At 72.2% G+C, this 18,842-nt stretch carries 20 protein-coding genes and 1 pseudogene; 11 read left to right on the top strand and 10 right to left on the bottom strand.

Annotated features, from left to right (window positions below; genetic code table 11):
- From ACZ6B1_RS25715 to ACZ6B1_RS25705, 3 genes and pseudogenes are all read left to right on the top strand, one after another.
- Positions 1-219 (top strand): annotated as a pseudogene (locus ACZ6B1_RS25715) (hypothetical protein); the annotation flags it as partial.
- Between the two features lie 294 nt (positions 220-513).
- Positions 514-1,128, top strand: coding sequence for a DUF5819 family protein (locus ACZ6B1_RS25710; protein ID WP_468782087.1), 615 nt, complete (start codon positions 514-516; stop codon positions 1,126-1,128).
- Complete coding sequence (locus ACZ6B1_RS25705) at positions 1,115-2,242, top strand: HTTM domain-containing protein (RefSeq protein ID WP_468782085.1); 1,128 nt, start codon at positions 1,115-1,117, stop codon at positions 2,240-2,242. Before ACZ6B1_RS25710 ends, ACZ6B1_RS25705 begins: the two co-directional genes overlap by 14 nt.
- Before the next feature lie 138 nt (positions 2,243-2,380).
- Here ACZ6B1_RS25705 and ACZ6B1_RS25700 read toward each other — a convergent pair whose 3' ends face one another.
- The gene (locus tag ACZ6B1_RS25700) at positions 2,381-3,883 is read right to left on the bottom strand and encodes an IucA/IucC family protein (RefSeq protein ID WP_468782083.1); all 1,503 of its coding nucleotides are present in this window, start codon (positions 3,881-3,883) and stop codon (positions 2,381-2,383) included.
- Positions 3,884-4,006: 123 nt separating this feature from the next.
- Here ACZ6B1_RS25700 and ACZ6B1_RS25695 point away from each other — a divergent pair, with 123 nt between their 5' ends.
- Genes ACZ6B1_RS25695 through ACZ6B1_RS25685 form a run of 3 tightly spaced genes read left to right on the top strand, consistent with a single transcriptional unit; the run spans position 4,007 to position 7,596 of the window.
- The gene (locus ACZ6B1_RS25695; protein WP_468782081.1) at positions 4,007-5,515 is read left to right on the top strand and encodes an IucA/IucC family protein; all 1,509 of its coding nucleotides are present in this window, start codon (positions 4,007-4,009) and stop codon (positions 5,513-5,515) included.
- 18 nt (positions 5,516-5,533) lie between these two features.
- On the top strand, positions 5,534-6,796 hold the full coding sequence (locus ACZ6B1_RS25690; protein ID WP_468782079.1) for a VWA domain-containing protein: 1,263 nt from the start codon (positions 5,534-5,536) through the stop codon (positions 6,794-6,796).
- Positions 6,796-7,596, top strand: a complete 801-nt coding sequence (locus ACZ6B1_RS25685; RefSeq protein WP_468782077.1) for a hypothetical protein — start codon at positions 6,796-6,798, stop codon at positions 7,594-7,596. Before ACZ6B1_RS25690 ends, ACZ6B1_RS25685 begins: the two co-directional genes overlap by 1 nt.
- Before the next feature lie 108 nt (positions 7,597-7,704).
- On the opposite strand, the gene ACZ6B1_RS25680 is transcribed toward ACZ6B1_RS25685, so the two are convergent.
- Positions 7,705-8,331 (bottom strand): winged helix-turn-helix transcriptional regulator, encoded by a 627-nt coding sequence (locus ACZ6B1_RS25680; protein WP_468782075.1) that lies wholly within the window; start codon positions 8,329-8,331, stop codon positions 7,705-7,707.
- Positions 8,332-8,412: 81 nt separating this feature from the next.
- Here ACZ6B1_RS25680 and ACZ6B1_RS25675 point away from each other — a divergent pair, with 81 nt between their 5' ends.
- From ACZ6B1_RS25675 to ACZ6B1_RS25660, 4 genes are all read left to right on the top strand, one after another.
- Positions 8,413-9,624, top strand: coding sequence for a pyridoxal phosphate-dependent aminotransferase (locus tag ACZ6B1_RS25675; protein ID WP_468782073.1), 1,212 nt, complete (start codon positions 8,413-8,415; stop codon positions 9,622-9,624).
- A gap of 139 nt (positions 9,625-9,763) precedes the next feature.
- A complete protein-coding gene (locus ACZ6B1_RS25670) occupies positions 9,764-10,363 on the top strand; it encodes a histidine phosphatase family protein (protein ID WP_468782071.1) in 600 nt (199 codons plus the stop codon).
- Between the two features lie 119 nt (positions 10,364-10,482).
- Positions 10,483-11,112 carry a hypothetical protein gene (locus ACZ6B1_RS25665; RefSeq protein WP_468782069.1) on the top strand — a complete coding sequence of 210 codons (630 nt, stop codon included), beginning with the start codon at positions 10,483-10,485 and terminating at the stop codon, positions 11,110-11,112.
- A gap of 54 nt (positions 11,113-11,166) precedes the next feature.
- Positions 11,167-11,589, top strand: a complete 423-nt coding sequence (locus ACZ6B1_RS25660; protein ID WP_468782067.1) for an acyl-CoA thioesterase — start codon at positions 11,167-11,169, stop codon at positions 11,587-11,589.
- Positions 11,590-11,598: 9 nt separating this feature from the next.
- On the opposite strand, the gene ACZ6B1_RS25655 is transcribed toward ACZ6B1_RS25660, so the two are convergent.
- The 8 genes from ACZ6B1_RS25655 to ACZ6B1_RS25620 all read right to left on the bottom strand — a co-directional run bounded on the left by ACZ6B1_RS25655 (position 11,599) and on the right by ACZ6B1_RS25620 (position 17,841).
- The gene (locus ACZ6B1_RS25655; RefSeq protein WP_468782065.1) at positions 11,599-12,000 is read right to left on the bottom strand and encodes a winged helix-turn-helix transcriptional regulator; all 402 of its coding nucleotides are present in this window, start codon (positions 11,998-12,000) and stop codon (positions 11,599-11,601) included.
- A gap of 113 nt (positions 12,001-12,113) precedes the next feature.
- The gene (locus ACZ6B1_RS25650; protein ID WP_468782111.1) at positions 12,114-13,439 is read right to left on the bottom strand and encodes a nucleobase:cation symporter-2 family protein; all 1,326 of its coding nucleotides are present in this window, start codon (positions 13,437-13,439) and stop codon (positions 12,114-12,116) included.
- 329 nt (positions 13,440-13,768) lie between these two features.
- The gene (locus ACZ6B1_RS25645; RefSeq protein WP_468782063.1) at positions 13,769-15,148 is read right to left on the bottom strand and encodes an 8-oxoguanine deaminase; all 1,380 of its coding nucleotides are present in this window, start codon (positions 15,146-15,148) and stop codon (positions 13,769-13,771) included.
- A gap of 118 nt (positions 15,149-15,266) precedes the next feature.
- Positions 15,267-16,190, bottom strand: coding sequence for a factor-independent urate hydroxylase (gene pucL, locus ACZ6B1_RS25640; RefSeq protein ID WP_468782061.1), 924 nt, complete (start codon positions 16,188-16,190; stop codon positions 15,267-15,269).
- A gap of 3 nt (positions 16,191-16,193) precedes the next feature.
- Positions 16,194-16,589 (bottom strand): hydroxyisourate hydrolase, encoded by a 396-nt coding sequence (gene uraH, locus ACZ6B1_RS25635; protein WP_360663002.1) that lies wholly within the window; start codon positions 16,587-16,589, stop codon positions 16,194-16,196.
- A 4-nt stretch (positions 16,590-16,593) separates the two neighbouring features.
- A complete protein-coding gene (gene uraD / locus ACZ6B1_RS25630) occupies positions 16,594-17,106 on the bottom strand; it encodes a 2-oxo-4-hydroxy-4-carboxy-5-ureidoimidazoline decarboxylase (protein ID WP_468782059.1) in 513 nt (170 codons plus the stop codon).
- Between the two features lie 118 nt (positions 17,107-17,224).
- Positions 17,225-17,593, bottom strand: coding sequence for a helix-turn-helix domain-containing protein (locus ACZ6B1_RS25625; protein ID WP_468782057.1), 369 nt, complete (start codon positions 17,591-17,593; stop codon positions 17,225-17,227).
- On the bottom strand, positions 17,590-17,841 hold the full coding sequence (locus tag ACZ6B1_RS25620) for a YkoF family thiamine-binding protein (RefSeq protein ID WP_199212578.1): 252 nt from the start codon (positions 17,839-17,841) through the stop codon (positions 17,590-17,592). The genes ACZ6B1_RS25625 and ACZ6B1_RS25620 overlap by 4 nt, the downstream gene beginning before the upstream one ends.
- Positions 17,842-17,997: 156 nt before the next feature.
- Between ACZ6B1_RS25620 and ACZ6B1_RS25615 the strand changes: the two genes are divergently transcribed.
- A complete protein-coding gene (locus ACZ6B1_RS25615) occupies positions 17,998-18,819 on the top strand; it encodes a TIM barrel protein (protein WP_468782055.1) in 822 nt (273 codons plus the stop codon).
- Positions 18,820-18,842 lie beyond the last annotated feature (23 nt).

The raw sequence follows: 18,842 nt of genomic DNA, 5'->3' as shown, positions 1-18,842 counted from the left end.
ACCACCGGCACCACCACCGCCGGCACCACCGGCACCACCACCGCCGGAACCACCGGCACCACCACCGCCGGCACCACCGGCACCACCACCGCCGGCACCACCGGCACCACCACCGCCGGCACCACCGGCGGGAATGGTCACGGCTGCAAGCCCGATGAGCACAACGGGTACGCCGACCAGCCCGGCAAGGACGACGACTACGACTGTGATCCTGCTTAGCGAGTAGGGCCCCCTCCGGCAGGGTGACTGCGCGGAGACAGCCGCCCACGCGCGCACGAGTCAGGACGGGCGGCGTGCGGCGCGGATCGTCATCGATTCCGCCGCACGCCGTCGGCGAAAGCTCAGGAGAACCAAGTGAGAGAAGTCGGGGCGGAAAGCCCGGATGGAGCTGTGCGGGACGGCGCCGCATCAGCGGACGCCGACGAATCGGACCAGGCCGGCGCCGGGCCAACGTCAACCGCACAGAGGGAGGGCGGGAGACCGCCTGTGGTCCAGGCGTCTTCGGAACCACCCGTGGCGCTGACGACCGTGGTACGAGTCACCATGATCCTTTGTCTGGCGACGGCCCTGGTACACGTAGCCCTGGTATTTCTGCAGGTGGCACCGCCGAATCCCCTCTCCCGGCAATACAGCCGGCAGGTCAACGCCTGGATCTTCCCGTTGTTCGAACAGAACTGGCGACTCTTCGCGCCGGAGCCGGAGTCGGTCAACCGGCAGATTTCGGCGAGGACCGCGCGCACCGCGCCGGACGGCACCGTTCAGGTCAGCGGATGGTTCGACCTGACCGCCGTCGACACCTCCGCGGTGAGACACGACCCCTTCCCGAGCCACACAGCACAGAACATGCTGCGCCGGGCCTGGACCTCGTACCTCGAAACGCACGGCGGTGATGACCGTTCGCGCTCGCAGCGGGCGCTGATGATCCAGGAGTACCTGCGCAACATCGCGGCGGACCGCATCGCCGCCCATCGCCATGGCACATTCGAGTCCATCCAACTGCGGGTGATCACCCTGCCCATCGCCGCGCCGGCCGCAGCGGGCGGCCGCCGTCCCGGCGTGGCCGCACCGAGGCCCGCCGACACCCGTTACCTGCCCTGGTGGAAGGTGGCCCGCCATGCAGCAGGCTGAGCAGACATCGGTCGCAGCGGTCACACCCCCGCACCCCGGCCACGGTACCGAGGGAGCGGTCCCGCCCGCGCCGCGGCAGGTGCCGTCCCGTGTCGCCACACTTCTGACCCTCCTGCTGGAGCAGCCGGTCTCCCTGTACGCCGCTGCGGTTCTGCGCATCGGGTACGGGTTCCTCTACTTCGCCTTCCTGCTGCGCGAGTTTCCCCACCGCGACGAGATCTGGGGTCCCGACTCTCCTTGGACACCGGCACAGGCCAGGCAACTCTTCGACCAGACCGGGTGGGCCAGCATCCTCACCCTGTCCGACAGCCGGGCCTACTTCGAGGCCTGCTACGCGACAGCCCTCGTCATCTCCGCACTGTTCATGCTGGGCTGGCGGACCAGAGCGGTGTCCGTACTGTTCGCGGTCGTGGTGGCGTCGTTCCACGCCAGGGCGATCTACATGACGGACGGAGGGGACAGCCTCATCCTCCTCATGGCCCTCTACCTCGTGTTCACCGCGTGCGGTCGACGCTGGTCCCTCGACGCGCGCAGGAGCAGGCTCCGAGCATCCACCCCCCAGGCTGCCCGGCTTGCCCCGCACCAGGCCTCGGGTGAACTCCGACGCCACGTCCGCGACGCACGTCAGACAGTGATCGCTGTGCTGCACAACTGCGGCATGCTCGTCATCGCCGCCCAGGTCTGCTTCCTGTACGGGTCAGCGGGCCTGTACAAGGTGCAGGGTGCCTCCTGGGGCAACGGCGCCGCCCTTCATTACGTGCTGAATCTAGACCTGTTCCGGCCCTGGCCCGCGCTCTCCCTCATGGTCGACGAACACGGCCTGATGCTCACCCTCGCCGGCTATCTGACGGTGCTGCTGCAGGTGGGCTTCCCGTTCGTCCTGTTCGGCAGGCTCAAGTACCCGGTCCTGACCATGCTGTTGGGTATGCACCTGGGTATCGCGCTCCTGCTGGGCCTGCCGCTCTTCTCCGGCGCCATGATCGTCGCGGACGCCGTGTTTCTTCCGGACCGCTTCTACCGGTACCCCGGCCGCCTGTGGCGGGGCACCATTCGGCGGGCGACCCCGCACGCGGGGAGTCGGTCTGCGCCGGAAGTGTCGGCTCGGCGGTGGTGACGCGTCGCCGCGGCTGTAGGTGCTCGGTCAGCGCGGTGATCAGGGAAGCGGGCTCCGATGTTCCGGGACCGCGGCCACCTTGCGCCGTCCGGGGCTCCCTCGCGGCGTCGCGCGGCACACCGGTCAGGGTGGATCAGGTCAGCGGCCGGCCAGCGGGTTCGGCAGGGGCAGGTATCGGGCGGCGGCGCCGTCCGCGCCGGTCCAGCGCAGCAGCAGGTTGGTCTTGCCCGGGAGGGTGGGCGAGGAGAGCAGCGCGCGGATCTCGGGCAGGTCGTGGCGGGCGAGTTCGCGGCGGGCGGCCGGCCAGGGGTCCAGTCCGGGGTGGTGCTCGGCGAGGGCCGCGGCGATCTCGCTGAGGTGGTTGACGACCAGGCAGTACACCAGCCGCTCCCAGCCGGCGGCCCGGGGGACGTCCGGGAGCAGCTTGACACCCTCAGCGTCCCGGAACAGCGCCTGTACGGGCAGGCCCGCCGGGTCCACGGCGACCAGCGTGTTCTGCAGATGCGCCTCCAGGACGACGCCGTGGTCGGCGAAGGCCGTCAGGGCGGGCGGCACGACCTGCCGCAGATACGCCTCCCACCAGGCCTCCGGGTCTGTGGTGGCGGCCAGCGGGCTGCCCTCGAAGCCCTCGGCCAGGGCCGCGGCGAGCAGCGGGGTGGCGGCGGGCAGGAGGTGGCCCCGCAGGCCGCCCCGTACCAGCACGGCCAGTTCCTCGAAGGCGAAGGCGGCGGTGCGGTAGCCGCGGTCGGGCAGCCAGGCGGCGGGCGGATCCATCGCGGCGAACGCGCGTTCCACGGCGGTGTCGGTGCGGCGCAGTTCCAGCAGGTCGTGGCGCCACAGCCGGCGGATGTCGTTGGTGATGCGCACGTCCAGGCTGAACTTCAGGAACAGGTCGCGCCGGGGCTCGTACACCGTGCGGATCGCCGCCGTGGGCCAGGTGTCGAAGGCGGTGGTGCCGAGCCTGATCAGCCTGCCGTCGGCGAGGGCGGGTTCCAGGTCGCGGGCGACGAGGTCGAGCTGCCAGGGGTGGGCCGGCAGCAGCCGGTAGCCGGGCGGGGCGGTTCCGAGGGCGTCCAGGTCGCTGGTGTCGCCCTCCTCGGCCACCTGGTCCGCGCGCACCCCGAGCAGGGCGAGCGGGAAGCGGGCGTGCGCCTCGGGGGCGTACGGGAGCCAGGCCGCGGCCGGGCCGCCGCCGCGGGCCTTCGGGGCGGGGTGGCAGGGGTGGCCGGTGATCAGGGACTGCTCGGAGCGCAGATACGGGTCCGCCGGCGCCGCCGCCCGGGCGCGGGCGGTGAGCAGGGCGGCGACGGCCTCCCGGCTGTCGATCATCTCGGCGGGCAGGTCGTCGCCCGGCTGCCCGGTGTACCGGCGCAGCTCCTCGGCGACCAGTTTGACCAGTTCGGTGTGGCCGAGGCGGTGCCAGGCCCCGGCCGTGCGCAGCTCCGGATCGGCGGGCCGGCGGCCGGCCCGCACGCGCAGCAGCCGGCCGGTGCCGGGCAGCCGGTGGACCCGGTGGTCCCCGGCGGCCGGCAGTGGCTCGGCGACCTCCCGCAGCAGGCAGTTCAGCAGGGGCGCGGACGCGTGCGCGTCGGCGCGCCGTCCTACGGCGTCACTGGGAGGCTTGAGGTCCACGCGATCCATTCGTCCGTCGTCGGGGGCCGGTCCCGCCGGCCCGCCGGTGCGGGTCCGGGGGCCGGTCGCGATCAGTATCTCTGCCGTACCGGACAATCGTGCCCCGAGCTGCCCTTTCCCGAGGAGCCGAACGTGTACGACTCAGCCACCGCCGAGGCTGGACTCGCCGAGGAACTGGCCGTCGTCCGGCCCGGCCTGCTTCCCCGGTACCGGGCCGCGCTGCCCGGCGCCCGCGCGGCGGTGCTGACCCGGCTGTGGCGGGCCCTGGCGTACGAGCCGCTGCCGTGGGTCTCCCGCCGCACCGGCGGGGCCCGGGGCCTGGTGCTGCGGCTCGCCGACGGCCGGATCCTGCAGGGGCCGCCCGCGGATCCGTACGCGACCGGTGGGTACGTCACGTCCGTGCGCCTCGGCCGGGAGCGCTACGACGACCCCGCGCGGCTGATGACCGACCTCGCGGTGCCGCACGCCGCCGGGTTCGCGGCCGAGCTCGCCCACAGCGCGGCCTCGCTGGCCCTCTCGCGGGCCGGCGCGGACCTCTCGCCCCACTGGCCGGAACGGGACTGGGAGTGGGAGCAGCGGGTGACCGACGGGCATCCCTTCCACCCCAACTGCCGTTCCCGGCCGGGTTTCTCGGTGGCCGACCAGCTCGCCTACGCACCGGAGCACCGCCCGGTGGTGGGGCTGGGGACGGTCCCGGTGCCGGCGGACCAGTGCCTGCTGTCGGGCGAGTGGCCCGAGGAACTGCGGGCCGGAAAGCGGCTGTTGCTGCCGGTGCACCCCTGGCAGGCGGACCATGTGCTCAAGCGGCCGTACGACCCCTGGCGGGCCGCGCATCCGCTGCTGTCGCTGCGGACGCTGGCCCTGCCCGGTGGTGGCCCGCATGTCAAGACCGCGCTGAGTGCCCGGCTGACCTCGTCGGTGCGTGACATCTCCGGGTACTCGGTCGAGGTGGCGGCGGCCCTTTCGGCGTTCGCGACGGACCTGGCCGGCCGTACCGGCGGCGTGCTGCACATCACCCGCACGCTCGGCGCGGTCACCGCTCACTCTCCCGATCTGGCCGCGCTGCTGCGGGAGTCGCCCGCCGGATGCGCGGGCCCCGGCGAGCGGGTGCTGCCGGTGGCGGCGCTGCCCGGGACCGGTCTGCCGGAGTCCCCGGCGTGGCTGGCGGACTTCGCCCGGCTGGCGCTCACGGTGGGGCTGCGGCTGCTGGACCTCGGTGTGGCCCTGGAGGCCCACGGCCAGAACCTCCTGGTGATCCTGTCCGCGGACAACACCCCGGTGCGGCTGGTCTACCGGGACCTCGCCGACATCCGGATCAGCCCCGCCAGGCTGGCCCGGCACGGCATCGCCCCGCCCCCGCTGACCGGGCGTCTGGTCACGGACGACGAAACGGCCCTGCGCCGCAAGCTGTTCGGCTCCCTGGTGGCCGGCGCGCTCGCCGGTACGGCGGGCTCGGGCCCGACGCTAGGGGCGGCGCTGGCGGCGGCGGTGCCCGCCCTGCCGGACACCCCCGACCTGGCCGCGCTGCGCGAAGACCCGCTGCCCGCCAAGGCGCTGACGCTGATGCGGCTGTCCCCGGACACCCCCGGTGACCAGTGGACCGCGCTGCCGAACCCGCTCGTTTTGGAGCCCGGCACCTGAGATCAATAAGATCCGCCGATGATCAGAAGACAACGGCTGGCGGCGGGAGTCTGCGCTCTCCTCGCCGCCCTGACGGCCGGGCTCGCGTTCCCCGCCGGGGCCGCCGCCGACGAGACGGAACAGGCCGCCCCGAAGGTCGAACTGGTGCTGGACGTCAGCGGTTCCATGCGGGCGCGGGACATCGACGGCGGCACCCGGATGGCCGCGGCGAAGCAGGCCTTCAACGAGGTGCTCGACGCGACGCCGGAGGAGGTCGAGCTCGGCATACGCACGCTCGGCGCCAACTACCACGGCGACGACCGCAGGACGGGCTGCAAGGACACCGCGCAGCTCTACCCGGTCGGACCGCTGGACCGGACCGACGCGAAGACGGCGGTGGCCACGCTGGCCCCGACCGGCTGGACGCCGATCGGCCCCGCGCTGCTGAAGGCCGCCGACGACCTGAACGGCGGTGACGGCACCCGCCGTATCGTCCTGATCAGCGACGGCGAGGACACCTGCCAGCCGCTGGACCCGTGCGAGGTGGCCCGCGAGATAGCCGCCAAGGGCATCGGGCTGACCATCGACACCCTCGGCCTGGTCCCGGACGCCAAGACCCGCGACCAGCTCAGCTGCATCGCGGACGCGACCGGCGGCACCTACACCTCCGTCCAGCACAAGGAGGAACTGAGCGACCGGGTCGGGCAGTTGGTCGACCGTGCGGCCGATCCGGTGGTGACGCCGGTGGCCACCGAGGGTGCCTCCGAGTGCGCCAAGGCGCCGGCTCTGAAGTCCGGTCTCTACACCGACCGTGAGGAGTTCGGGCAGCAGCGCTGGTACAAGGTCGACGTGAACCCCGGCCAGGAGCTGCGCGCCTCGGTCAGCGTGGCCGACGACCGGGCCGTCGACCCCGACTACGGCGTCCTGCTGCGGGCGGTGACGCTGCACGGCCGGGAGATCGTGCGCGGTGAGGCTGCGGGCAACGGCCGCACCGACGCGATCTCCACGGGCCTGCGGTACCCGAGGCCGGAGAGCGACGACGACGAGGCGACCGCGGAGACCGTGTGCCTCCAGGTCACCAACTCCTTCTCGGCCGCCGCGGGCGTCAAGACGTCCCCGGGTCTGCCGCTGGAGCTGACCGTGGACGTGGTGGACGGGCCGTCGCACGCGGCCGACGTGGCCGCCTTCGGCCTCGGCCGCGGCTGGTGGCTGCTCGGCGCCCTGGTGCTGGCCGGGTTCGTCGCCGGTCTGCTGTGGGGCTGGCTGTCGCGCTGGCGGGTCGCGGTCTGGAGGACGAACTGATGCGTATCACACGTGTGCTGGGCGCCGCACTCCTGGCGCTCGGGCTGGCCGCCGGCCCGGCGGCCGCCGACTCCACGCCGTCGCCGAGCGCCTCGGACGACGGCAAGGTGCCCACCCGGGCGGGCACCTCCTTCCGTACGGCGACGGAGATCGAACAGGGGCAGCGGGCCACCGCGTCCGGCTCCACCGGCGACTACCTGTACTGGTCGTTCCCGGCGGACGCCGAGCAGCGGCCGACCGTCGAGGCGACGGTGAAGCTGCCCGAGACGCACGGCACGCAGACCTGGCAGATCGACGTGTACGACGGCCTGCGCCGCCGCCAGTCCTGCCAGTACGGCGCGGCGTCCCGCACCGCCGGCCAGGGGACGTCCTCGGTCGAGCTGGCCTGTGTGCTGCGCACCGTGCGGGCCTGGTCGGAGCCGTGGGCCAACGACCCGCTGCCGGGCACGTACTACGTCCGGCTGACCGTGGTGGACCTGGCCTCGTCCGATCTCGGGCAGCCGGTGAGCACCGAGATCCGCGTCGACTCCAAGGACGTCGGCGGCGCGGCGGCCGTGGATGGCTCGCTGGCGAAGCCGCTGGTCCCCGGCATCGCCGTCAAGTCCGGGGCGGAGGACGACGGTTCGAAGTCGGCGGTGCTCTCGAGCATCGAGCCGGACGACGGCTGGTCCTCCGGCTGGTGGTCCGACCGCTGGGTGTGGACCGCGATCGGCGGCATCCTGGCCGCCCTCGCGGGCATCGGCGGCTACGCGCTCACGCGCGGCTCGGGACGGCCGTCCCGGGTGCCGCCGTCCGTCTAACCCTCAGCTGAAGGCCCGCCGGTCCGGCGGGCCTTCAGCGCTTTTCCGGGGCCGCCCGTGTCTCCGGGGCGGGCCCTCCGTGCCGACCGGGTGGGCCGCCCCCGCCCGTCAGCCCTCCCGCAGCGCCTTGGCGAGCGTGCCGTCGCCGGTCACGGTGATCCGCCCGGCCCGGACGGCGTCGGCCGGCGACAGCTCCCCGCGGCAGACGGCCGTACAGGTCGCGGAGTCCAGCACGAGCCGCGCGTCCACCGCGCCGGGCGCGGGCCCGTCCCCGTACGCCGGTCCGTCACCGGCACCCACGTTGAGGTGGAACTCACCCTCCTCCAGGCGGACTTCGACGACACCCTCACCCTGAAGGGCCCGCAGCAGGGGCAGCGCGAACCAGTGTGCGCGTACGGCGTCCGTCGGCCGCCGCTCCCCCAGTTCGCCCTCGCCCCACTTCCCCAGCGCCTGCAGCACGGGCAGCAACTCACTCCCACGTTCGCTGAGTTCGTAGACATAGGCGGCCCCGGGCGGGGGCAGCCGCCGCCGGGTGGTGAGTCCGTCGCGCTCCATGTCCTTCAGCCGGGAGGCGAGTACGTCCGTGCTCACACCGGGGAGGTCCGCGTGCAGGTCCGTGTAGCGACGCGGGCCGGCCAGCAGTTCCCGGACGATCAGCAGGGTCCAGCGGTCGCCCACGAGGTCGAGGGCACGGGCTGCGGAGCAGTACTGGTCGTAGCTTCGGCGAGGTGACATGCGGCGCAGTCTAGACGTGTTGTTGGACTTTCCAAGCTCACACTTGGTAAAACCAAGCAACACGAGTTTCCGGAGGGGCGCATGGAGTTCCGGCAGTCGAACAAGCTCAGCGAGGTCTGTTACGAGATCCGCGGCCCGGTGATCGAGCACGCGGACGCGCTGGAGGAGGCGGGCCACAGCGTGCTGCGCCTGAACACGGGCAACCCGGCGCTGTTCGGCTTCGAGGCGCCCGAGGAGATCCTCCAGGACATGATCCGGATGCTGCCCCGCGCACACGGCTACACGGACTCGCGCGGCGTCCTGTCCGCCCGCCGCGCGGTGGCCCAGCGCTACCAGACCCTGGGCCTCGCCGTGGACGTCGACGACGTGTTCCTCGGCAACGGCGTCTCCGAACTGGTCTCCATGGCCGTACAGGCGCTGATCGAGGACGGCGACGAAATCCTCATCCCCGCCCCGGACTTCCCGCTCTGGACGGCGGTGACGACGCTGGCGGGGGGCAAGGCGGTGCACTACCTCTGCGACGAGCAGGCCGACTGGAACCCGGACCTGGCCGACCTCGAGTCGAAGATCACCGATCGCACCAAGGCCGTGGTGATCATCAACCCGAACAACCCCACCGGCGCGGTCTACCCGAAGGAGGTGGTGGAGGGCATCCTCGACCTGGCCCGCCGCCACGGCCTGATGGTCCTCGCCGACGAGATCTACGACCAGATCCTGTACGACGACGCCGTCCACCACTGCGCCGCCGCCCTCGCCCCCGACCTGGTGGTCCTCACCTTCTGCGGCCTGTCGAAGACGTACCGGGTGGCCGGCTTCCGCTCCGGCTGGCTGGTCGTCACCGGACCCAAGCAGCACGCGAAGGACTACCTGGAGGGCCTGACCATGCTGGCCTCCATGCGGCTGTGCGCCAACGCCCCCGCGCAGTACGCCATCCAGGCCGCGCTCGGCGGCCGCCAGTCCATCCGTGAACTCACCTCCCCCGGCGGACGGTTGCACGAGCAGCGAAACGTGGCCTGGGAGAAGCTCAACGAGATCCCCGGGGTGTCCTGTGTGAAGCCCAAGGGCGCGCTGTACGCCTTCCCGCGCCTGGACCCGAAGGTGCACCGGATCCACGACGACGAGAAGTTCGTCCTCGACCTCCTGCTGCGCGAGAAGATCCAGGTGGTCCAGGGCACCGGCTTCAACTGGCCCTCGCCCGACCACTTCCGCATCCTCACCCTCCCGCACGCGGACGACCTGGAGGCGGCGATCGGCCGGATCGGACGATTCCTCGGCGGGTACCGGCAGAGGTAGCCCCTGCCGGTGGCCCGGCGCGCCGGCGTGGCGCCGGTCCGGCGAGCGCCCGTCCGGCCCAACCCGCCCTGCGGGCGGCCGGAGCGGTGTGACACCGTTCTGGGGCATGCGCGGAAGGTCAGCGGGAAGGGGCGTCGACGTGGGTGACCTGTTTCTTGTCCGGCACGGTGAGACCGAGTGGTCCCGCTCCGGACGGCACACCGGCCGGACCGACGTACCGCTGACCGAGCACGGCCGGGAGGAGGCGCGCCGGCTGATGCCGCTGATCCGCTCGCACCGCATCGGCGCCGCGTTCGTCAGCCCCCTGCAGCGGGCCCGGGAGACCGCCGGGCTCATCGGCGTCCACGACGCCCGGGTCGACGCCGATCTGTGCGAATGGGACTACGGCGGCTACGAGGGCGTGACCACCGTGGAGATCCAGCGGGAGCGACCCGGCTGGTTCCTGTTCACGGACGGGGTCGCGCCGGGCCCGCCGGAGCGTCCCGGGGAGACCCCGGAGCAGGTCGGGGAGCGGGCGGACCGGATGCTAGGCAAGGTGGACGCCGCCCTCGCCAACACCGAGGGAGTGGTGCTGCTGGTCGCCCACGGCCACTTCCTGCGGGTCCTCACCGCGCGCCGGCTCGGGCTTCCGCCGCAGCACGGTGCGCTGTTCCAGCTCGCGACGGGCGCGCTGGGCCGGCTCGGCACCGAGCACGGGCGGCCCGTCGTCGCGGGGTGGAACGTCCGGGCGCCCGGCTGACCGGTTCGGCCGGTCCGGGACTCCGCGGCCGGGCCCGTTGTCAGACCCCGGCCGTACGCTCGGAACGAGTCGCCGGCCGGGCGGCTCCCGGGCGTCGGCACATCGGAAGGGGGCCCGCCGTGACACGACCGCCGACCGTCGCGCAGCGGCGGCTGATCGAGGCCGCCGATCCGGTGACCGGACGGCTGCGCGGGACACAGGCGCAGCTTGCCGCGCTGGTGAAGCGGGGACTCGCCTTCCGGCACCCGCGGCCGCCGCACGACCACTTCCTCACGCCGGCCGGGCACCGGATACGCGAGCCGGAGCCGGAGCCGGAGGCACCTGCGGTCGCCGAGGCGTCCGCGTCCCCCGGCGAGGGGTTCGCCGCGCGGGTCGGCGGCGAGGAGGAGGCACCGGTGTCCGCCCGGCTCCGGGAGGTGCACAGCGCCTGGCAGGGGCTGCTGGAGCTGCGCCGGATGACCAACCCGGACGGCGCGACCGACCGCCCCTGCGGCTGGGAGCGGACGCACCTGGTGCGGGCCGCCGCGCTCGCCCTGGAGGCCGCGGGGCACCGCCCGGCGGACCCGGACGGCGACGGCTACCGGGTGCGGGCGACACCGCAGCCGGAGGCCGTCGCCGTGTACGCACCGGACGAGCCGGCCCTGCGGGCGTGCACGGCGACGCTGGAGCGGGCGGGCTGGCAGGCGGGCGCGTACACGGAGCCCCGGACCAGGGCGCGGTATCTGCTGGCATCGCCGCGGCGGGCCTGAGACGCGTGTAAGGATCAATGGATCGAAGATCCGACCGACAGAGGGGTGCCGGCCGTGGCCGAACCGTTTTCCGTGCGTGTGACCGTCCGCGGTTACGAGACCGATGTGCAGGGCCATCTCAACCAGGCGGTGTACCTCAACTACGCGGAGCACGCCCGCTGGTCGCTGCTCCGGGCCGCCGGGGTGAGCCAGGTCCGGCTGCGCGCCCGGGGTGTGGGGCCGGTGGCGCTGGAGACGACGATCCGCTTCCGGCGCGAGCTGCTCGCCGGGGACGAGGTCGACGTGAGCTGCGAGTTCGAGTGGGGCGGCGGCAAGACCTTCCGGATCGGGCAGGAGATACGCAGGCTCGACGGCACGGTGGCGGCCGAGGTCACCGCGGTGGGCGGCATGCTCGACCTAAAGGAGCGCAAGCTGCTCGCCGATCCCCGGGAGGTGTTCAAGGAGCTGGCGACGGACCTCGGACTCCTCGGCCTGTGACGACAGGTCCTACGCGTCGAGCAGTTCCGGCGGGTGCTCGGCGTCGTAGGCCGCCCGGGCCTCGGCGATGTACACCCGGTTGCGCTCGGCCCAGTGGGCGAGCCGTCGTAGCGTCGGGTGCAAGTCACGGGCGACGGGTGTCAGTTCGTACTCGACCTTGGGCGGGACCGTTGGATGCACGGTGCGCGTGACCAGTCCGTCGCGCTCCAGGTGGCGCAGGGTCAGGGACAGCATGCGGCGGCTGATGCCCTCGATGCCGCGTTCCAGTTCCGTGAACCGAATGGGCCCCGCGGCGGCGGCGACGAGGATCTGCACGCTCCACTTGCCGGCCACCCGGTCGAGAACCTCCCGCACCGGGCAGGCGTCCGTGTCCACCGCACGGACGGTGACACCGGTGTTCCTCCGCGCCATCGGACTCCCTCCTCGCGCCGGCCTCCATGCTCACCCACGACGCAACCCGTCGCACCCGCTGGGAGGCGGGGCGGGGACGTGCCCCGCCCCGCCTCCCGCTGCCCGCGTCCGCCTCAGTGGACGGGAGCCAGTTCCTCGCCCGGCTCCATCGGATGGGTGACGTCTGAGGCGTCACTGCTCCGGCCGAGGTGGTTGAAGACCAGGTTGAGGAGGACCGCGGTGACGCAGCCGGTGGAGATGCCGGAGTCGAGGACGATCTTCGCGGTCTCCGGGAAGGCGTGGTAGAAGTCCGGCGCCGTGATCGGGATGATGCCGACGGCGAGGGACACGGCCACGATCAGGACGTTGTTGTCCCGCTCCAGGCCGGCCCGGACCAGGGTCTGGATCCCGCTGGCGGCGACCGAGCCGAACAGCACCACACCGGCGCCGCCGAGGACCGGGCGGGGTACGACGGCGATGAGCGAGGCGGCCATCGGGCACAGGCCCAGCAGGACCAGGAAGCCGCCGCCGACGGCGACCACGAAGCGGCTGCGGATCCGCGTCATGGCGACCAGCCCGATGTTCTGCGCGAAGGCGCTGCACATGAAGCCGTTGAAGACCGGGCTGAGGGCCGAGCCGAGGGTGTCGGCGCGCAGGCCGGCCGCGATGGTCCGCTCGTCCGCGGGGCGTTCGACGATCTCGCCCAGGGCCAGCATGTCCGCCGTCGACTCGGTCATCGACACCACCATCACCACGCACATCGACAGGATCGCGGCGATGTGGAACTGCGGGGCGCCGAAGTGGAACGGCGTCGGGAAGCCCACCACGGCCGCCTTCGTCACCGGGGCGAAGTCCGTGACGCCGAACGGTATCGCGATCAGGGAGCCCGCGATCAGGCCGAGCAGGACGGCGATCTGCTTGACGAAGCCGCGCGTGAAGCGGCGCAGCAGCAGCACGAGCAGCAGGGTGACGCCGGCCAGGGTGAGGTTGGTGGCCGAACCGTAGTCGTGGGCCGCCGGGTTCGGCCCCTGCGCCCAGTTGAAGGCGACCGGCAGCAGGGAGACGCCGATCAGGGTGATGACCGTACCGGTGACGACCGGCGGGAAGTACCGGACCGCCTTGCAGAAGACGGGGGCCGCGAGGAAGCCGAGGAGTCCGGCGACGATGACCGCGCCGAAGATCATCGGCAGGGCGTCGGACTTGTCCCGGGCGGAGGCGACGATCGCCGTCATGGGGGCGACGCCGGCGAAGGTGACGCCGTTGACGAAGGGCAGCCGGGCGCCGATCTTCCAGATGCCGAGGGTCTGCAGGAAGGTCGCGAGGCCCGCGGTGAACAGGCACGCTCCGGTGAGGAAGGTGAGCTCGGTGCCGGACAGGCCCACGGCCGCGCCGACGATCAGGGGCGGGGCGACGACCCCCGCGTACATGGCGGCCACGTGCTGCAGGCCGCTGGTCGCCATCTTCAGGGCGGGGAGTTTCTCGTCCACGGGGTGGACGGACTGCTCGTCGGCGTCGACGGGGTGGGCGGACACGGCGGCTCCTCCGGTCGGTGGGACACGTCGGCTCTGACGCGGTTTCAGGGAGGTGGTGCACGGCGGGCATGGGGGCACCTCCCGCTCGAGCGAAGTCGAGAGTGGGGGAGGGACCGGTAGGCCCCAGGGGGCCGCGAACGGAGACCGTTCCGGGGCGCGCGCCTTCACACGCGCCCCGGATCCGGCCGCTGTGGACCGCTGGGGTCCACCGCTGCCGGCCGGGAGCCGTCCCTCCCGGCCGGAGTTCCGGTGCCGGCTCAGCCCTGGGCGGCGATGCGCGCCAGGCGCCGGGCCTCGTCCCGCGTGGAGCGGGCGATGGCGTCCTCGTCGACGGTCAGCAGGCTGCCGTTCTCGACGATCTGCCGGCCGTTCACGAAGGAGGCGGTGACCGGTGCCGCCGCGCCGAAGACCAGGGCGGTCACCGGGTCGGCGATGGAGGCGTGGGCGAGGGTGTCCAGCTTCCACAGCACCAGGTCGGCCAGCTTGCCCGGCTCCAGCGAGCCGGTCTCGGCGGCCCGTCCGAGCACCGTGGCACCGCCGTGGGTGCCGAGCCGCAGCGCCTGCCGGGCGTTCAGCGCGGCCTCCTTGCGGGCGCCGAGGCGGTTGATCAGCAGTGCGTTGCGCAGCTCGGTGTGGAGTTCGCCGGACTCGTTGGAGGCGGTGCCGTCCACGCCGAGGCCGACCGGGACGCCGGCGGCGAGCATGTCCGGGACCCGGGCGATGCCCGCGGCCAGCCGGGCGTTGGAGGAGGGACAGTGGGCGACGCCGGTCCTGGTGCGGGCGAAGGCGGCGATGTCGGAGTCGTTCATGTGGACGCAGTGCGCCATCCACACGTCCTCGCCCAGCCAGCCGGTGGACTCGAAATAGTCGGTCGGGCCCATGCCGAACAGCTCGTGGCAGAACTTCTCCTCCTCCACGGTCTCCGAGCCGTGGGTGTGCAGCCGCACCCCGAGGGTGCGCGCCAACTCGGCTCCCTGTCTGAGCAGTTCGGTGGAGACGGAGAAGGGGGAGCAGGGGGCGACGGCGACCTGGGTCATGGCGTCGAAGGAGGAGTCGTGGTGCTCCTTGACGGTCGCCTCGGTGGCCGCGAGGGCACCTTCGAGGGTCTCGACGGCGAAGTCCGGTGGCAGGCCGCCGTCCTTCTCGCTGCGGTCCATGGAGCCGCGGGCGAGGGTGAAACGGACGCCCGTCTCACGGGCGGCGCGGATGATGGCGCCGGACAGGTCGCCGGAGCCGCGCGGGTACACGTAGTGGTGGTCCATGGCCGTGGTGACGCCGCCGCGGGCCATCATCGCCAGCGACCCCCGGGCCGCCGCGTACACCATTGGCTCGTCGATGCGCGCCCAGGTCGGGTACAGCGCCACGAGCCAGTTGAAGAGGTTGTGGTCGGTGGCCAGGCCCCGGGTGATCCACTGGTAGAAGTGGTGGTGGGTGTTGATCAGGCCGGGGGTGACGAGGTGCCCGGTGGCATCGATACGGCGTACGACGTTCTCCAGGCCCTCTGGGGCCTTGCCCGCGCCGACCGCCTCGATCCGGTTGCCGGCGATGACCAGGTGCCCGGAGGCGTACTCGGTGTCTTCGGCGTCGACGGTCGCGATCGAACAGTTCTCGATGACGATGCGCTGGGCTGCTGCCATGGTTCGTCCTTTTCGCTCAGCGGACTGAGATGGGTGGGCACGGCAGGACCCTGGAGGATTTGAGTGCCGTGACCGGGGACATGTGTTCCCCGGTCACGGGTGCCGAGAGAGTGAACCGCTAGAGGTTGGTGAGGTCCACCGGGATGCGCGGCTCACAGCCGTCCCGCAGGACGGTCGCCTCGATCAGGCCGTAGGGCCGGTCGGCGGCGAAGTAGACCTCGTTGTCGTTCTTCAGCCCGAAGGGCTCGAGATCCACGAGGAAATGGTGGCTGTTGGGCAGCGAGAAGCGGACCTCGTCTATCTCGCCGCGGTTGTTGATGATGCGCGCGCCCATCTGGTACAGCGTCTGCTGCAGCGAGAGGGAGTACGTCTCGGCGAAGGCCTGGAGCATGTGCTTGCGCACCTGCTCGTAGGACTTCTCCCAGTTGGGCATCCGCTGCTCGTCGTCGGTCCAGTTGAAGCGCCAGCGGCCGGACACCGAGGTGGCCAGGATGCGGTCGTGCGCCTCCTTCAGGGTGGTGTACTTGTCCTTGACGTAGCCCCAGAACTCGGAGTTGGTCGAGTTCATCACCGTCAGGTCCTTCAGGCCCGAGACGACCTCCCACGACGAGCCGTCGTAGGTGATCTGGGTCAGCCGGGTCTCCTGGCCCTTGCGCACGAACGAGTGCTTGACCTCGTCCGCGCCGATGAACCTCGAGTTGGCGTCGGAGGTCTCGATCCGCTCCCAGGCGTACTCCTCGACACGGATGCGGGCGCGGTGGATGGCCGGCTGCGAGGTGACGAAGTGACGGGCGAGGTGGATGCCGAACTGCTCGGCCGACTCGATGCCGTGCTCCTTGGCGAACGCGTACACCGTGTTCTTGGTGGTGTCGGTCGGCAGGACGTTGGCGTTGGAGCCGGAGTAGTGGACCTCCTCCATGTCGCCGCTCAGTGCGACGGAGACGTTCAGGTCCTTGATGTGGTGGGTGGCGCCGTCCCGCGTGATCTTTACGACCCGGTTCTCGGCCTTGCCGTACTGGTTCTGTCCCAGGATGGTGGGCATTAGCTAGCTCCCTCGGTAAACGGAGTAGCCGAACGGGTTGAGCAGCAGCGGTACGTGGTAGTGCTCGCCCGGTACGACGGCGAACGTGATCGCCACCTCCGGGAAGAACACCGCGGGCCCGCTGTCCCGGTTCGCGGGGGCGTCCTGCTGCGCATCGGCTTGCTTCTTCTCGAAGTACGGCTCCACGGCGAAGTCGAGCCGTACGTGGGTGGTGCCCTCCGGCAGCGCCGGCAGGTCCTTGCACCGGCCGTCGGCGTCGGTCGCGGAGCCGCCGAGCGCCTGCCAGTCCGCGTCCCGGCCCCGGCGGGCGGCGAGCCGGACGGCGACGCCCTCGGCGGGGCGGCCGGCGGAGGTGTCCAGGATGTGCGTGGACACGGAGGCGGTGGTGCTGGTGCTCATGGTGTCAGGCGTCCTCTTCGACGAGTCGGGCCAGTCGGATGCGGTTGATCTTCCCCAGCTCGGTGCGGATGATCTCCCTCTCCCGTTCGGGCGAGTTGCCGATCCGCTCCCTGGCCGCGTCCCGCATCTGCTCCGCGCTGCGGCCGGTGGCGCAGATGAGGAAGACATGGCCGAACCTCTCCTGGTAGGCCAGGTTGAGTTCGAGCATCTCGGCCTTGAGCTCCGCGGCGGCGCCGGCCATGCCGCGCTGCTCCCGCGCGGAGGTCGGATCGCCCGGCGCGGGGCGGCCGATGGGCGGGTGCCCGGCCATCGCCTCCGCGAGGTCCGCGGCGCTCAGCGCGGCCGTCGCGGCGTCACTGGCCGCGTGGAGGTCCGCCACGGTGGCGTACGGCCGGCCGGCCAGCAGCCGCCGGGCCCACTCGGTGGAGGCGCACGCCTCGTGGAGGGCTGCGAGGGCCGCGTGCTCCTCCAGGACGTTGAACCGGGCCAGGCCCGGGGGCGTGGAAGTCGTAGTCACGGGAGCCTCCGTGGCCGGAAACGGCCTTCGAGCTGAACGGGCTGCCCAGTAGCTAACGCCCTCCGAAACGCGACGTCAACACTTTGTTGAAAATTCCGGGTTACATCCCGGGCCGTCCTCAGCCCTCCTTCTCGCGGTTGAGGTAGTTGTAGACGGTGAAGCGGCTCACGCCGAGCGCGCCCGCCACGGTCTCCACACCGTGCCGGACGGAGAAGGCGCCCCGCGCCTCCAGCACCCGCACGACCTCCTGCTTGGCCTTGCGGTCCAGGTCGGCCAGGGGCATGCCCTTCCGGCGCTCCATGGCGGCGAGGATGTGGTCCAGGGAGTCGGCGAGCTGAGGCAGGCGCACGGCGACCACGTCGGCTCCCTCCCAGGAGAGCACGACGTCGTCGGGGCCGGCCTCGTCGGGCGGGAGCAGATCCCCGCCCATGGCGTCGACCAGCGGCTTCACGGCCGCGATGAAGGTCTCCTCCCCGGCACCGGTCACTTCCCGTCCTCCCCGACCACGTTGACCTGCAGCGAGATCCGGGTGGCCCCGGCCTGGAGGGACTTGCGCAGCAGCGCGTCCACAGCCGTCAGCACGCTGTCCGCACCGCCCTCGGCCGTGTTGCCGAACGGGCCGACGTCCACCGCGTCCAGCTCGGCCGCCTCGATGACCTCGCGGGCCGCGAGGGCGTGCGCGGGCGCCTCCTCGAGGTCGAAGGGCTCGGTCGTGAACTCCACTCTCAATCGCACGCGCTCAACCTAACCCGCGGCAACGGCTCCTGGGCAGGTCCGGCCGGGGACCGGCACTCGACCCCCCCTTGACAAGCCACGAGACCCGCAGGCAGTCTTCCGTTAAGCAGAAACAAACTTCCACATTATGGAATTACAGGAAGGGAGCGCCGCCCCGTGGGATTCGCAGACCAGCGCTTCACCGTCAACCTGTCGATCCTCTTCACGGAACTCCCGCTCCTGGAGCGCCCCGCGGCCGCCGCCGCGGCGGGCTTCACGGCGGTCGAGCTGTGGTGGCCCTGGACCGACTCCCCCACCCCGGAACCGTCCGGGCCCGACGCCCTCAGGCGGGCGATCGAGGACGCGGGCGTCCGGCTCACGGGACTGAACTTCTACGCCGGGCGACTGCCGGGCCCGGACCGCGGGGCCCTGTCGGTGCCCGGGTCGGAGGCGGAGCGGTTCCGCGCCAACATCGACGTGGCCGCCGATCTCGCCGAGTCCCTGGGCTGCACGGCGCTCAACGCCCTGTACGGCAACCGGGTCGAGGGCGTGGACCCGGCCGAGCAGGACGCGCTCGCCCTGGAGAACCTCGCCCTCGCGGCCCGGGCGGCCGACCGGATCGGCGCGGTGCTGCTGGTCGAGGCGCTGAACAAGCCCGAGTCGCCGCTGTACCCGCTGGTCTCGGCGCCGTCCGCCGTGGAGGTGGTAGACCGGGTGAACGAGGCGACCGGGCTCGGCAACGCCAGGTTCCTGATGGACCTGTACCACCTGGCCATGAACGGCGAGGACCTGCCGGCGGTGATCGAGCGGTACGCCGCGAAGACCGGCCACGTGCAGATCGCCGACAGCCCGGGGCGCGGTGCGCCCGGCACCGGTTCGCTGCCCCTCGAAGACCTCCTCGACCGGCTGAGGAAGGCGGGCTACGACGGCCGGGTCGGCCTCGAGTACAAGCCGGGCGACCGCCCGAGCGCCGAGGCCTTCGACTGGCTGCCCCGCTGACCCCCCGTACTGAAAGGCATCCC

Source organism: Streptomyces sp. NPDC041129, from assembly GCF_055592265.1.
The sequence above is the reverse complement of the archived record's forward strand: the minus strand, read 5'-3'. Positions and strand labels throughout refer to the sequence as shown.